The 13,982-nt window shown below is 35.0% G+C and carries 12 protein-coding genes and 1 pseudogene; 5 read left to right on the forward strand and 8 right to left on the reverse strand.

The window, feature by feature from the left end:
* Positions 1 to 5: 5 nt before the first annotated feature.
* The 5 genes and pseudogenes from LV842_RS07530 to LV842_RS07550 form a co-directional block, all read right to left on the reverse strand.
* Positions 6 to 1,760, reverse strand: coding sequence for a hypothetical protein (locus LV842_RS07530; RefSeq protein ID WP_233110840.1), 1,755 nt, complete (start codon positions 1,758 to 1,760; stop codon positions 6 to 8).
* A 164-nt stretch (positions 1,761 to 1,924) separates the two neighbouring features.
* A pseudogene (locus tag LV842_RS07535) lies at positions 1,925 to 2,176 on the reverse strand (LOG family protein); the annotation flags it as partial.
* 86 nt (positions 2,177 to 2,262) lie between these two features.
* Positions 2,263 to 3,705 carry an aminoacyl-histidine dipeptidase gene (locus LV842_RS07540; protein WP_233110841.1) on the reverse strand — a complete coding sequence of 481 codons (1,443 nt, stop codon included), beginning with the start codon at positions 3,703 to 3,705 and terminating at the stop codon, positions 2,263 to 2,265.
* An 85-nt stretch (positions 3,706 to 3,790) separates the two neighbouring features.
* Positions 3,791 to 4,282 (reverse strand): hypothetical protein, encoded by a 492-nt coding sequence (locus LV842_RS07545; protein ID WP_233110842.1) that lies wholly within the window; start codon positions 4,280 to 4,282, stop codon positions 3,791 to 3,793.
* 17 nt (positions 4,283 to 4,299) lie between these two features.
* Positions 4,300 to 4,905 (reverse strand): LURP-one-related/scramblase family protein, encoded by a 606-nt coding sequence (locus tag LV842_RS07550; protein ID WP_233110843.1) that lies wholly within the window; start codon positions 4,903 to 4,905, stop codon positions 4,300 to 4,302.
* A 112-nt stretch (positions 4,906 to 5,017) separates the two neighbouring features.
* On the opposite strand from LV842_RS07550, the gene recR reads away from it, so the two are divergent.
* Both recR and LV842_RS07560 read left to right on the forward strand, forming a co-directional pair.
* Complete coding sequence (recR, locus tag LV842_RS07555) at positions 5,018 to 5,629, forward strand: recombination mediator RecR (protein WP_233110844.1); 612 nt, start codon at positions 5,018 to 5,020, stop codon at positions 5,627 to 5,629.
* Positions 5,625 to 6,464, forward strand: a complete 840-nt coding sequence (locus LV842_RS07560; RefSeq protein WP_233111058.1) for a glycosyltransferase family 2 protein — start codon at positions 5,625 to 5,627, stop codon at positions 6,462 to 6,464. Before recR ends, LV842_RS07560 begins: the two co-directional genes overlap by 5 nt.
* 51 nt (positions 6,465 to 6,515) lie before the next feature.
* On the opposite strand, the gene secG is transcribed toward LV842_RS07560, so the two are convergent.
* The 3 genes from secG to LV842_RS07575 all read right to left on the reverse strand — a co-directional run bounded on the left by secG (position 6,516) and on the right by LV842_RS07575 (position 10,394).
* On the reverse strand, positions 6,516 to 6,857 hold the full coding sequence (gene secG, locus LV842_RS07565; protein WP_233110845.1) for a preprotein translocase subunit SecG: 342 nt from the start codon (positions 6,855 to 6,857) through the stop codon (positions 6,516 to 6,518).
* A 124-nt stretch (positions 6,858 to 6,981) separates the two neighbouring features.
* Positions 6,982 to 9,027 carry a M16 family metallopeptidase gene (locus tag LV842_RS07570; RefSeq protein ID WP_233110846.1) on the reverse strand — a complete coding sequence of 682 codons (2,046 nt, stop codon included), beginning with the start codon at positions 9,025 to 9,027 and terminating at the stop codon, positions 6,982 to 6,984.
* A 53-nt stretch (positions 9,028 to 9,080) separates the two neighbouring features.
* Positions 9,081 to 10,394, reverse strand: a complete 1,314-nt coding sequence (locus LV842_RS07575; protein WP_233110847.1) for a M16 family metallopeptidase — start codon at positions 10,392 to 10,394, stop codon at positions 9,081 to 9,083.
* A gap of 189 nt (positions 10,395 to 10,583) precedes the next feature.
* Between LV842_RS07575 and LV842_RS07580 the strand changes: the two genes are divergently transcribed.
* Genes LV842_RS07580 through LV842_RS07590 form a run of 3 tightly spaced genes read left to right on the forward strand, consistent with a single transcriptional unit; the run spans position 10,584 to position 13,895 of the window.
* A complete protein-coding gene (locus LV842_RS07580) occupies positions 10,584 to 12,917 on the forward strand; it encodes an ATP-dependent helicase (RefSeq protein WP_233110848.1) in 2,334 nt (777 codons plus the stop codon).
* Between the two features lie 32 nt (positions 12,918 to 12,949).
* The gene (locus tag LV842_RS07585) at positions 12,950 to 13,384 is read left to right on the forward strand and encodes a rhodanese-like domain-containing protein (RefSeq protein WP_233110849.1); all 435 of its coding nucleotides are present in this window, start codon (positions 12,950 to 12,952) and stop codon (positions 13,382 to 13,384) included.
* Positions 13,385 to 13,388: 4 nt separating this feature from the next.
* A complete protein-coding gene (locus LV842_RS07590; protein WP_233110850.1) occupies positions 13,389 to 13,895 on the forward strand; it encodes a TlpA family protein disulfide reductase in 507 nt (168 codons plus the stop codon).
* Positions 13,896 to 13,982 lie beyond the last annotated feature (87 nt).

A 13,982-nucleotide genomic window follows, 5' to 3' on the forward strand; every position in this document is an offset into this window, starting at 1 on the left:
AAATTTTATGGACAAGGAGTTTTTGATCCATCTGTATTTATTCTAGAGGCATTACCTGTTATCTTTTCTACTTTATAAACCTCTAATCCCGTTATTTTAACTGATTGACTTAAAAAATTAGCAAAAAACTTTTCTATATCAGCCTGATCAAAAGTTCCATCTTCGTTTTGTAGTTTTTGAATCTCTGTTAAATACCAATTTTTCCAATTACTAATTTGATTGGGACCAATGCTAAAATCGCCATTACCACTATATTGGAGCATATAATTCCCTTCAGATGTAATAACCATACAATAAGCATCTTTTATATTTCCATTCTCTTCAGCATTTCTTACACAACTTGTTAAGAAAGTTATAACATCTGCTGGCGAAAATATTTTAATTGGTGTCCCTCCATTACTTTCATTATTATGAGAATGTATAAATCCAAAATATTGGTTTCCGCTCGGTAAAACAACATTATGTGTACCAAGTGAATTTTCCATTGGTTGATATTGAGTTTCTGCAATGGTTGTATTAACTGGATATGCTGCTGAATACCCCATCTCATGATCATAATCAAGAACTGCTGGTTTATCTATGGTTGTAACTTTTTCTTTGAATTTAACATCATTAAATTTACTTTTAATATTATCACAGGGTGTAGATAGATATTCATCGTAGAATTCTTGCCAAGTAATATCGGGGTTCTGTATTAGATATTGAAATGCCCAATTAAGAAAATATTGGTTGTTCATTGGAGAAAGATTAGGATTGCTGTTTACATTCTCATACCATACATTTAATCCTGTCAATCTTTCTGTAATAAATTTTTTTGTTGGAATATTGATCCCATTATTCTTAAAGTAAAAGTAAGTATAATAAAACAAATCAGGATTATTAACTCTTAATTGGTTCAACGTATTTCCTAATGATATAAAATAGTTGGCTGTATTAACATAATGAACATAATTTGGATCGGCTGGATCTTCTGTTTGATAATATTCATATCCTAAAGAAACAAATGGAAAAGTAATATAAACTCCCCCTAAATCAATTGGTCCTCCTCCCGTTCCAATTCCTCCTAATCCTCCATCACCTGTTCCATTTCCACCTCCAGAATCCTGATTGCAGGTATCCTCTATTGATAATATTGTTGGAGCAGGTGCACCTCCTACTTTACAAGTACTATCACTTCCTGTTTGGTGTACAGCGGCAGAGCACCAACCAGTTTCCCAAGTGATGATATAACATCCTACTTGGTCAGTCTGGACCCTTGCCGCAATGTTAAGTTTATCAATATCGTAAATTTTAATCTTTGCTTTAATGTCTGTTATTTCTCCAGAAATAAATTTTTGCTGTTGCTCTTTTGTAAGATCGTACTGAATTAAAACACCTGAAAAGCTATGATCTGCATTTTCTTTTACAACCAGGTTTTCAGACTTACTACTAAGGTATGTTCTTGAAATTGGAAATGTATAAGTTTTTATTCCATTATTTTCAACTAATAAAACCCGATTCGTTCCAATAATTGCACCATCTAAAATCTCATTTTGAACAACTTTCTCATTAGTGTTGGTATTATATCTGAACTTAGATTTTATTTCTGAAAGTTCCTTTAAAAGTGGTTTCAGCCTGTTAACCTCTTCTTTATTCAGTATAGAAACCTGGTATTTTTGTTCACCTCTATCATCTTGTAAAAGATCTTCACTCCGACATGAATTCAAAAAGAAAGTTAAGATTATTAATGACAATAATCTCCAAAATAAATTTTTCTTCATTTACTAATTTTTTGAAATCATCAAATTAATTCTTTTTTTTTAACATTCCTAATATTTTGTAAAATCTCTTAAATGTAACTAATAAATTAACATTCAAAAACAGATTCTTTATTGGAATAAATGCTTTTCAACTAAAGATGAATTCGGTTTCATCTATTACCAAATATTGTTGCGACTTCGGTCAATTGCTTGTGAGCGATTTCTTTTGACTGTAAAAAGTGGGGAAGAACACCAATAACTTTTCCTCCTGCATGTAAAGCTCCGTCAGCAACAGCGCCCATTAAACCGACATCAGCTCCGCCATATACCAATTGAATATTTTGTTTTGCCAAAGTTTGTCCAAGCAAAGTGGCTTGTTCTTTAAAAACATCATCTGAACCGAAACTTGAACCGCAAAATACCGTGATACTTTTCATAATAATTTTAAATTTTAAGGAATGGTTGAAATTAAAAATATCCAAAATCGTAAGATTTTGGATATTCAATAGTATATTTTTTCAATTTATTTTAAAGGAATATTCGCTAAAATATCTTTAGTGAATGCCCAGAATTTCTGAGCAGAAGGAATATTCGCTCTTTCATCCGGAGAGTGCGCTCCTCTGATCGTAGGTCCGAAACTTACCATTTCCATTTCAGGATAATTAGCTCCGATAATTCCACATTCCAAACCTGCATGACATGCTACAACGTGTGGTTTCTCACTGAATTTTTCAACATAGATTTTTTCCATCAACTGAACGATCTCAGAACCCGGCTTTGGCTTCCATCCCGGATAAGAACCACTGAATTCAGTATTCATTCCTGCAAGCTCAGCTACTGATTTTAATTGTTCAGCAACAGAATATTTAGAAGATTCTACAGAAGAACGGGAAAGATTTAAGATTTTTAAAGCTCCGCCTTTTAGTTCTACTCTTGCTACATTGTTTGAAGATTCTACCAGATCTTTTACATCCGGGCTCATTCTGTACACTCCGTTGTGAAGAGATTTTAATGTCAGAATAATTTTCTTTGAATCGGTTTCGGAAAGTACTTTTTCAGAAGAAGTAGCATTTTCGATATTGATCTGAAGACCTGCTTCTATAGTTGCAAATTCTTCTACAATTTCTTTTTTAAGATCAGTAACTTCTAAAATGAATTCCTGGGCATTTCTTACAGAAACAATTGCTACTGCTTCTCTAGGAATCGCATTTCTCAATCCGCCTCCATCAATAGAAATCAACTGAATGTTTTGTTTTTCCAGCCCTTTGTAAAGAAGCCTTCCTAAGATAATGTTGGCGTTTCCGAAACCTTTGTGGATATCCATTCCTGAGTGGCCTCCTTGTAATCCCTTTACTTCAAGTCTTACTATTTGTCCGTTTGCTGCTTCTGTTTCGTAGGTCTGAGTAATCGTAACATCAATTCCTCCTGCACAACCGATATCAATTTCATCGTCTTCTTCGGTATCAAGATTTAATAAAATTTGTCCGGTTAATTGACCTGGTTTTAAGCCTAAAGCTCCCGTCATTCCTGTTTCTTCATCTATGGTGAAAAGCGCTTCCAGATCTGGGTGAGGAATGTCCGAACTTTCTAAAATTGACATGATGGTAGCAACTCCCAACCCGTTATCTGCACCCAAAGTAGTTCCTTTTGCTTTTACCCAGTCTCCGTCAATTTCCATTTTGATTCCTTCTGTTTCAAAATCAAAATTTACATCGCTGTTCTTTTGGCAAACCATATCCAAATGCGATTGTAAAACAACAGATTTGCGGTTTTCCATTCCTGCAGTGGCAGGTTTTTTAATGATGACATTTCCTACTTCATCTACTGTAGTTTCCAATCCTAGATTTTCACCAAATTCTTTAATGAAAGCAATTACTTTTTCTTCTTTTTTTGAGGGTCTTGGAACTGCATTTAATTTGGAGAAGTTTTTCCAGATTATCTGCGGTTCTATATTAGATAATTCCATGAAATTTATTTTTCTCAAATTTACAAAATAAAAAATGCTTCCGATCATTCAGAAGCATTCTTTTGTATTTTTACCGGAAGCAGGTTTAGCATCCGCATTCACCATAAATAGGCATGGTAACTACGGTGCCATCAGGTTTTTCGATAGTCAGTGTTCCCTGGAATAATAAAGCTTCTTCGTTCTTTATTTTTTTACCTTTTACAGAGATTTTATATTCTTCATTTTCTATTTCTTTGCTGAGTTCTTCATCGGCTTCCATATCACTGGAAGAAATAAGATTTAAAGCCAGTCTTTTACCGTCAAGCTTCATATAAGCCGTTTTTCCGGCATCATCGGCATAGATGTATTTCTCGGTTTCGAAGTCGGCTTTATTTTTTGCAAAATAGCATGAGCATTCTTTGATTTCTTTAGGAAAAGGAAATACTTCTACAGAAATTTTCCCTGAAGAAGTCTCTGTTTTAGTAGAATCCTGAACAACTGTTAAAGAATCTCCCGATGTTTGAGGGGAAATTGCTTCTTTGTCTTTTTTACATCCGATCAGTAACAATGCTGAAAAGAAAATGATAAAATATTTCATGTGGTTTTGGTGTTTTATTATCCTCTGGCTCTTTCTAATAGAACCATCATAAGTAATGAAAGTACAACTAAACTTTCTTCTTCATCATCGATATCAATTAGTCGGTCAAGCTGAAATCTCCTTCCAAAGAATGAAGGCATCTTTTTCATTTTAAAATAAGCTTTTCCATCTATTCCTGTCACGGTGTAAGAAGGGTTTAGGAAGTATCCTGTAAACATTCCGATGATTGGGATTTCTCCTACAAAACCATCCCAGAATCTTACCCAAGCGCTATCTTCTTGAATTTTAAATTTCGGCTGATCTTGAGCGTCTAAAATATCATAGCTTGCTTTCCATATAGAACGCATTCCTTTTCTTGCCAGTCTTCCGAAGTTTTTGTTGTCGATAAGATCATTTAAGGAATAGGATGCATTAAAATCAATCCATTGGTTAGCTTTGATTCTGAAAAGTTCTTTTGATTTGCTCTCATCATTAAAAACAATAACGTCTTCTTTTAGTTTGAACATTTTCTGACGAACATACGCTACATAATTTCCGTTTTTGTCAGTAATGTTGAAGTCGCTGGCTAAAGTTGTGATTTTAAATTTAAAATCTAATGGATAATTTAGATTGTTAAGTACCATTTAGTTTATTTTTTTCATATTTCGGCTCAAAGATAGAATTTTTATAATAAACAGATCTCATTTTACGAAATCCAGCGATAGATACTCATCTTTTTATTTTATTTTTGTAGGTATGGACTATCCAAGTAAAGTTTTAGCGAAAGCAGTAGATGAAATTTCCGGACTCCCCGGAATCGGGAGGAAAACGGCTTTGAGATTAGCATTACATTTATTGAAACAGCCTGCTTCCAGAGCGACAAGTCTGGGCAATGCTCTGATTAATCTTGTGAACGAAATAAAATATTGTAAAGATTGTCACAATTTTTCTGATTTTGAGATCTGCGAAATATGCAGCAACGATAAACGCAGTGATGAAACGATTTGCATTGTAGAAGATGTCCGGGATGTAATCGCGATTGAAAATACAGGAAAGTATACCGGGAAATACCTTATTTTGGGAGGGAAAATATCTCCAATGGAAGGAGTGGGACCCCATCAACTGAATATTCCGAGTATTGAAAGGAAGTTGAATAACGGAAGTGTGAAAGAACTTATTTTTGCATTAAGTGCAACGATGGAAGGTGATACTACGGCGTACTACATTTATAAAAAATTTAAAAATTTTAAAGTAAATTTTTCCAGTATTGCTAGAGGGATTTCTGTAGGGGATGAGCTGGAATATGCAGATGAAATTTCTTTAGGAAGGTCGATTATCAACCGATTGCCTTACAACGAAAAGGATTAATATGAAACTGTCAATTATTATTGTTAGCTACAATGTAACCCGGTTACTTAAAAATTGTCTTTTGTCTATTCAGAAATATATAGAAGATGTAAATTATGAAGTAATTGTAATTGATAATGCTTCTACGGATACTTCGTGGGGAGATCTTATTCCTGAATTTCCGAAAGTTCATTTTATTTCCTCGTCTGTTAATGAAGGTTTTGCAAAGGCTAATAATAAAGCGGTACAGGCGGCAATAGGAGAGTATCTGTTAATTCTTAATCCGGATACTGAAATCGAGGGAAACTATATGCAGGAGATCCTTGATTTTGTGGATTCTAAAGAAAATTTCGGATGTCTTGGGGTGAGAATGCATGATGCAAAAGGAAACTTTTTACCGGAAAGCAAACGCTCAGTTCCGGATATGTTTAATTCTTTTGAAAAGCTTTTTACCAATTTTAAAAATAAAGATTCAAAATCGTATTATCGGAATGATATTTCAGAATTTGATATTTCAGAAATAGAGGTTGTTACAGGGGCTTTCTGCCTGATAAAGAAAAAGGTTTACGAAAAAATAGGAAGGTTTGATGAAACGTACTTTATGTATGGTGAAGATATTGATTTGTGCTATACGCTTTTAAATAATGGCTACAAAAACTATTATTACGGTAAAGTTTCTATTCTGCATCATAAAGGAGAAAGTACAATAAAGGATGAAGTCTATCTCGAACGATTTTACGGGGCTATGCAGATCTTTATTTCTAAATATTATAAAGAATCAAAGCCATTGCAATATTCTTTGCTTAAGGCAGGTTTAAAACTGAGATATAAATTAGAGCAGATTAAGCTAAAATAAAAAAGCAACTCCAAAAGAGTTGCTTTTATTTTTATATAAAGATGTAATCTTTTATTTTGTTGGAGCTACCGGAGTTGTTGATTGAGAAGCCGGAGCAGATTTTTGTACTGGAGCTTCTTTTTTCACAGGTTGTTGTGTAGCCGGAGCCGCTTGAGAAGGCTTCCCTGTGATTACAACGCTGATTAGGATAAGAATGATAATTACTGCTCCTAATGTCCAAGTTGCTTTTTCCATAAAGTCATTGGTTCTCTGTACTCCAAACTGAGCAGAAGATGCCCCTCCGAATGTACTGGAAAGACCTCCACCTTTAGGATTTTGAGCCATAACAACGATTGTCAATAAAATACTGGCAATCATAATAAGAACCATCAATAGTGTAAATATAGTATCCATTAATTCTGTTATCTTTTTGAATGGGCAAATTTAATCTTTTTTTATCGAATAGCAAAATAAGATATGAAGTAAAAACAAAAACAGCAACAATTGTTGCTGTTTTTAATATCAAAGCGATCTGTTCTTATTTAAAATCAGAATCTTTAGCCTGGTTTACTTCGTATGATTTTACTTCCATAGTCATATCCATTCCCATTTGACTTACTGAGATGGTGTAAGGCATTTTCACACCGTTCACATCTTTGTAGTTAGAGAATGTTGTAGGAATACTCATTTCCTGACCCTGAGCTTTTACCGTTTTAGTTTCTCCGGTTTTTAATCCGGTTTTTACACTGTAGTAGTAAGTAGTATCACCTCCTTTAACTGCGTAAGAATCTTCACCAGCAATTTTCTCGATTCCTGCTACTTTATAATCAGTTGATTTTGCAAAACCTAATTCTTCAAAAAGCTCAGTGTTTTTTTGCTTTTCAGCAATTTGCTCAGCTTTCATATCGATTTTCTTACCCATTTGCTCAGAATAACCGGTTTTTCCGTCAAATACCTGCTTTTGCATAGTTTGCCCCATCATAGATACGATAGTTGATTCCTTTCCGCCTTGAGCTTTAATGGTTTTAAAGTCAATATTCTGTCCTTGCATAGACATAGAAGCGTTCATTGTGTAAGAAGAAATCTTAGCCAAATTTGCTTTTCCTCCGATTGCATTGATGTATTTATCAGCAATAGAAGCTACGCTTACATTAGCATCAACTTTCTGTACAGTAGGTTTTGCAACCGGATTAGCCTCTTTATCAAAATATTTTACTGGGTAACCTAATTTTTCCAATCCTTCAGAAATATCAGATGCTTTACCAGCGATGAAAATTCTGCTTTGGTTTGGTAAGATTGTAGCTTTTACAGCGTTTGTAACGTCTGCAGCAGTTACTTTATCGATAGATTTTAAGTAATTGGTATAGAAATCAGCAGGCAGATCCTGGATTTTTTGGTTTACTGCAAATCTTGCAATTGTTGCTGGCTGCTCCAAAGACATGATGAAGCTTCCTTTCAATTTTGCTTTTGCATTGGCAAGTTCTTCAGGCTTAATGGTAGAAATACCGTTAAGTTCCTTCATGAATTCTACTACCGCTTTATCGGTAACCTCATTTCTTACACTCGCTTCAGCAGAGAATTCCGGAGAATATTTGCTTGGAGTCATGCTTGAATACGCTCCGTATGTGAAACCGTTTTTCTCACGAAGATTCATGAAAAGTCTTGCTTCACCACCTCCACCAAGAATGTAGTTAGCGATTGTTGCAGGGAAAAAATTAGCATCTTTCACTTTCAACGTGTTAATGTTTCCTACAGAAACTACAGATTGTACAGCAGAAGGAACATCTACAACATTGATTTCAGTTTTAGCTACATTAGAAGCCGGCTCTAAAGCGGCAAATTTTGTATTTGCTTTTTTCCAGTTTCCGAAAGCCTTTTCAACCATTGGTTTTACCTGGTCAAATTTAACATCTCCTACAATTACTAAATAAGCATTGTCCGGAGCATAATATTTCTGATAGATATTTTGAACATCCGTAAGTTGAATTTTATTGATTGATTCAACAGACTCGAATTCCCCTCTCGAAGTGTTTTTTCCATACGTTAAAGCATTAGAAACTTTACCCGCGATAGCCGAAGCATTTTTCTCTTCGCTTTTTAGACCTTCGATTGCTCTATCTTTAGAGTTTTTAATTTCATCTGCCGAAAATTTAGGATTAATGATGGCATCAGACATTAAAGTCAAAATTTCAGGGAAATATTTTGAAAGTGAATTAGAAGACGCCCCAGCAGAAGAAAAGTTTAAGCTTGCTCCCAGGAAGTCAACTTTTTTGTTGAATTCATCTTTACTTAAAGTCGTTGTTCCGTTTCCAAGCTGGTCTGCCATGATTTCGCTTACTCCTGTTACAGCTCCTTCATAATAAGGTTGTCTGTCCATAGAAAGGCTCATGTTTACTCTAGGTAATTTGTTGTTTTCAACAATCATTACTGTAAGACCGTTCTTTAATTGGAACGTTTTTGGTTTTGCAATGTTGATGGCAGGAGTAGGTCCTGGTTTTGGCATTGCATTAATATCAATTTTTTGTGCAGAAATCATTCCTGAGAATAAAAATGCTGCTGCTATATATGTTAATTGCTTTTTCATTTGTAAAAATTTAATTTTTAATAATCATAGTTCAACCTAAAAGTTTTAAATGACTATTTTTTTTCAGGTACGTAATTGATGATTACTCTTTGATTAGAATTCAAATATTTTTTAGCAGCATTCTGAAGATCTTGTTTTGTAATAGATCTGTAGATGTCAATTTCTTTATTGATAAGGTTGGTATCTCCGTTTAACACTCTGTAAGTTGCCAATGAAGATGCAATTCCTTGAATACTTGAATTTTGGTTTACAAACTGATTTTCAAATTGATTCTGAAGTTTTTGGTAATCTTCATCAGAAATCAAAGTTGTCTGAAGTTTTTTAATTTCATTATCAATGTCTGCTTGTAAAGTCTGCTTCGTTGTTTGTCCCATTGGGATTGCAAAGAATGCGAAGATTCCGTAATCTTCAAGACCTTGGTTGAAAGCAGAAACCTGAAGTGCTTTTTTCTCCTGATCTACTAATTTTTTGTAAAGAACAGAAGATTTTCCGCTACTTAAATAAGAAGAAAGCATATCTAAAACATAAGCATCTTTCTCTTTGTTACCCGGAGTTCTGTACGCAAAAATATAAGCCGGAAGTTGAATGTTCGGATCTGTAGCCGTTACTTCTCTTTCTTTTGTGATAGGCTCGTCTTTAGGAAAATTCTTAGGATAAACCGTTCCTTTTGGAATTCCTCCGTAATATTCCTCGATCCATTTTTTAGTCTGCTCAGGTTTGATGTCTCCTGCAACCACTAAAGTAGCGTTATTTGGAACGTAATATTTTTTATAGAAAGCAATGAATTCGTCTAGTTTTGCTGAATTCAAATCTTCCATAGAACCGATTGTTGGCCAGTTGTATGGGTGATTGGTGAAAAGGTTTTTCTGTACTGTAGTGAAAAGATTTCCATAAGGCTGGTTGTCCATTCTTAGTCTTTTCTCTTCTTTTACAACTTCTCTCTGAGTGTCTACCCCTATTTGGTTGATAACAGCCTGACGCATTCTTTCAGATTCCATCCAAAGACCCAACTGCTCGTTGTTTGAAGGGAAAGTTTCATAGTAATACGTTCTGTCATTCGTTGTGTTAGCGTTGTTTTGTCCTCCGTTTGAAGAAACAATCTTGAACCATTCACCTCTTTTGATGTTTGGTGTTCCTTCAAATAAAAGATGCTCGAAGAAGTGAGCAAAACCAGTTCTTCCTTTTACTTCATCCTTTGCACCTACATGGTACATTACACCTGTCGTTACAACCGGTGCAGAATTATCCTGATGTAAAATTACGTGAAGACCATTTGGCAAGTCATATTCTTCAAATTTAATTTGTTGTGCGTTCAAAGCCATTCCGAAGAAAGCCGCTGCAGCAACAGAAAGAAGTCGCTTTTTCATAAATAGAAATTGTTTTGTCAATTAGTGCCAAATTTACTTTAAATGTTACAAAAAGTTAAAATAAATTTTAGGGAAGGGAAATTAAATATATCATGTTAGAAATTATAGTATGAAATTCTAACTTCTAAAACCAAAATTTGAATTCTCCATAGAATACACTAATTTTGTGTTCCCAAAATTTTTTGCTGTATGGAGGATTATCTGAAAGGACTGAATGAATCACAATTTGAAGCCGTTACTACTTTACAAGGACCATTGATGGTGCTTGCAGGAGCCGGTTCGGGAAAAACACGTGTTCTTACCATGCGTATCGCTCATTTGATTACCAATGGAATAGATCCTTTCAATATTCTGGCGCTAACCTTTACCAATAAGGCTGCAAAGGAAATGAAAGAACGTATCGCAAAAGTGGTAGGACAAAGCAATGCAAAAAGTCTTTGGATGGGAACTTTCCACTCGGTTTTTGCGAGAATTCTGAGAAGTGAAGCGCATTATTTGGGCTATCCTTCCAATTTCACGATTTACGATCAGCAAGACGCTTTGAACGTCATCAAAAAAGTGTTGAAAGACATGAATATTGATGCTGATTTGTATAAGCCTAAAAAAGTTCAGGCAAGAATTTCTACCTACAAAAACAACCTGATTACGGTAAAAGCATATTATGCCAATCCTGAATTAATGGAAGCAGACGAAAAAGCCAACATGAAATTCATCGGGCAGATTTACCAACGATATGTAGAGCAGTGTTTTAAAAATGGATCAATGGATTTTGATGATTTATTGTTAAAAACCAACGAGTTATTGACCCGTTTTCCTGAAGCATTGGCGAAATATCAGGACAGGTTCAGGTATATTTTGGTAGATGAGTACCAGGATACGAACCATTCTCAGTATTTGATTGTAAAAGCTTTGGCTTCAAAATTTGAAAATATCTGTGTGGTAGGAGACGATGCACAATCGATTTACTCTTTCCGTGGTGCTAATATTTACAACATCTTAAACTTTAAAAAAGATTATCCCGATGCGGTAACCGTTGCTTTGGAACAAAACTACCGTTCAACACAAAATATTGTAAACGCCGCGAATGTTGTAATTGCAAAAAACCTTCAGCAGTTCAAGAAAAACGTCTTCAGTGAAAATGAAGAAGGAGAAAAGATCAAAGTCTATCGCTCCATGTCTGATGCTGATGAAGCGAATTTCGTAGCGGGAAATATCTGGGAAACCAGAAACCGGGAACAAAGAAAATATGGCGATTTTGCCATTTTATATCGTACCAACTCTCAGACACGTGCTTTTGAAGATGCGTTGAGACGTAAAAATATTCCGTATAAAGTGTACGGAGGGCTGTCTTTCTACCAAAGAAAAGAAGTAAAGGATTTGATCGCTTATCTTCGACTTTTGGTGAATGAAAATGACTCGGAAGCGTTGATGAGAATCATTAATTATCCGGCAAGAGGAATTGGAGAAACGACTCAGAATAAATTAGTGGTGTTTGCCGATGCTCAAAACGTTGCGGTTTCTAGTGTGTTGAGTAACCTTCCGATTTATGCTCCACAATTGGGTTTAAATAATGGCGTTCTAAACAAACTGAATGACTTTTGGTCAATGATCAAAGCATTTCAGGTATTGCTGAAAACAGAGACAGCTTACAATGTGGCGATGGAAGTGGCAAAACGAAGCGGTTTAATTAAATTTTTAAAAGACGATCAGACTCCGGAAGGAATTTCGCGTGTAGAAAACGTTCAGGAATTGATGAACTCGATGCAGGGTTTCATCGAAGAGCAGATGCAGCTGGAAGACGGAGATCCGAGCTTACCGAACTTCCTTGAAAATATTGCGCTTTCTGCGGATACCCAAGTGAAGGATGATGAGGAAGATATGGTTTCGTTAATGACGATTCACTTGTCAAAAGGGCTGGAATTCCCGGTTGTTCATTTGGTTGGTTTGGAAGAAAACCTTTTCCCTAGTTTTATGAGTTCGGCAACTAGAGAAGATCTGGAAGAAGAAAGACGTTTGTTCTATGTGGCATTAACGAGAGCTGAAAAACAAGTCTTTTTCTCTTATGCGATTTCACGTTTTCAGTGGGGAAAAATTACTGATGCGGAACCTTCAAGATTCTTAAGTGAAATTGATGATCAGTATATCGAATTTGTAAATCCGGCTATTGAAAAACGATTCATTAATAATTCAGGAGTGAAATCTAACATATTTGATGAGCATCCTTCTGAAATGAAAAGCTTCAAAAGAGTTGAAAAGAAAACAATCGAAAGAAGTGAAAATTCTAAACCGATTGCAGAACCAAGAAAGCTGAAACCGGTAAGTACAGCAAGGATTATCAATCCAAGCGGTGCTTCTTCTCAGGATATTGAAGTAGGGGATAAAGTAAGACATGACCGATTTGGAATTGGAGAGGTCACTTTCCTGGATGGTACAGATCCTCAGAATATCAAAGCAAAAGTAGTTTTCATGCATGAAGGAGAGAAAAATTTGATCCTGAAATATGCTAAACTGACTAAAATATAATTGATAAATTTAACCTTACCAAAATAATTAATATGAAAAAAATATTGTTTTTACTGGCTATGATGATGTGTTTTGGCGGGCTTTTAAAAGCTCAGACACAATCTGTTCCATGGTCGGCAAATCAAGTGATGGCTCCGGATATTTTAGCAGCTAAAATCATTAAAAAGCAAACCAAAAATATTTTGATCCTGTCTGTAGGTCCTTCTGCAGTGGTAAAAGGGTCAGTAGATATGGGAATGGCTAATGATCCTGAAAACCTTGAAAAACTGAAAAGTTATGTGGGAAAACTGGATAAAAATAAAGAAATAGTGATCTATTGCGGTTGTTGTCCGTACGACAGATGTCCGAATATTCGCCCGGCTTTTAATGCACTGGTGGAAATGGGTTTTAAAAATGTGAAAATCCTGGATCTTCCAAAAAATGTAAAAACCAATTGGATCGATCATAATTATCCGACGAATGACTAATATTTTGAAAAAGCTATTATTATCAAGTATTCTGTTCTTTTGTTTCGGATTCATTACTGCACAACAATTGAAACTGAATGACGAAGCTCCTGAAATTCGTTTAAAAACCTTTCAAGGGAATGATTTTAAGCTGAGTTCTCAGAGAGGGAAAATTATTTTGCTCGATTTTTGGGCAACCTGGTGTGCTCCATGTGTTGAAGAACAGCCCTTTTTAAAAGAAATTTATACCGAAAACAGAGAAGCGATAAAAACAGGGAGGTTTGAAATTATAGGCGTTTCTTTGGACAAGTCTAAAGAAAACTGGAAGAAAATTATTGATCGGGAAGGCATTATCTGGCCGCAAATCAGTGATCTTCAGTTTTGGAAAAGTCCCATTGCCAAAGCCTATGGAATTCAAGAATTGCCTTATAACCTGGTGTTGGATAAATCCGGAAAAATCATTGCCATCAATATTCATGGAGAAGAGTTGAAAACTTTTATTGCCAATACATTGAAAAAAGAATTGGAGTAATCATCCAGGAATAAAAATATTTTACACATAAAAACTTTGTAAGTCATTCTTGCAAAGTTTTTTATTAGTCTTTAAGTGAACAAAATT

This window comes from Chryseobacterium gwangjuense (assembly GCF_021311115.1).
Taxonomy (GTDB): Bacteria; Bacteroidota; Bacteroidia; order Flavobacteriales; family Weeksellaceae; genus Chryseobacterium; species Chryseobacterium gwangjuense.

What these genes read in the sequence shown, in the direction of transcription:
- LV842_RS07530 (WP_233110840.1), bottom strand. Translation starts at nt 1,760, where the DNA reads ATGAAGAAAAATTTATTTTGGAGATTATTGTCATTAATAATCTTAACT.
- LV842_RS07540 (WP_233110841.1), bottom strand. Translation starts at nt 3,705, where the DNA reads ATGGAATTATCTAATATAGAACCGCAGATAATCTGGAAAAACTTCTCC.
- LV842_RS07545 (WP_233110842.1), bottom strand. Translation starts at nt 4,282, where the DNA reads ATGAAATATTTTATCATTTTCTTTTCAGCATTGTTACTGATCGGATGT.
- LV842_RS07550 (WP_233110843.1), bottom strand. Translation starts at nt 4,905, where the DNA reads ATGGTACTTAACAATCTAAATTATCCATTAGATTTTAAATTTAAAATC.
- recR (WP_233110844.1), top strand. Translation starts at nt 5,018, where the DNA reads ATGGACTATCCAAGTAAAGTTTTAGCGAAAGCAGTAGATGAAATTTCC.
- secG (WP_233110845.1), bottom strand. Translation starts at nt 6,857, where the DNA reads ATGGATACTATATTTACACTATTGATGGTTCTTATTATGATTGCCAGT.
- LV842_RS07570 (WP_233110846.1), bottom strand. Translation starts at nt 9,027, where the DNA reads ATGAAAAAGCAATTAACATATATAGCAGCAGCATTTTTATTCTCAGGA.
- LV842_RS07575 (WP_233110847.1), bottom strand. Translation starts at nt 10,394, where the DNA reads ATGAAAAAGCGACTTCTTTCTGTTGCTGCAGCGGCTTTCTTCGGAATG.
- LV842_RS07580 (WP_233110848.1), top strand. Translation starts at nt 10,584, where the DNA reads ATGGAGGATTATCTGAAAGGACTGAATGAATCACAATTTGAAGCCGTT.
- LV842_RS07585 (WP_233110849.1), top strand. Translation starts at nt 12,950, where the DNA reads ATGAAAAAAATATTGTTTTTACTGGCTATGATGATGTGTTTTGGCGGG.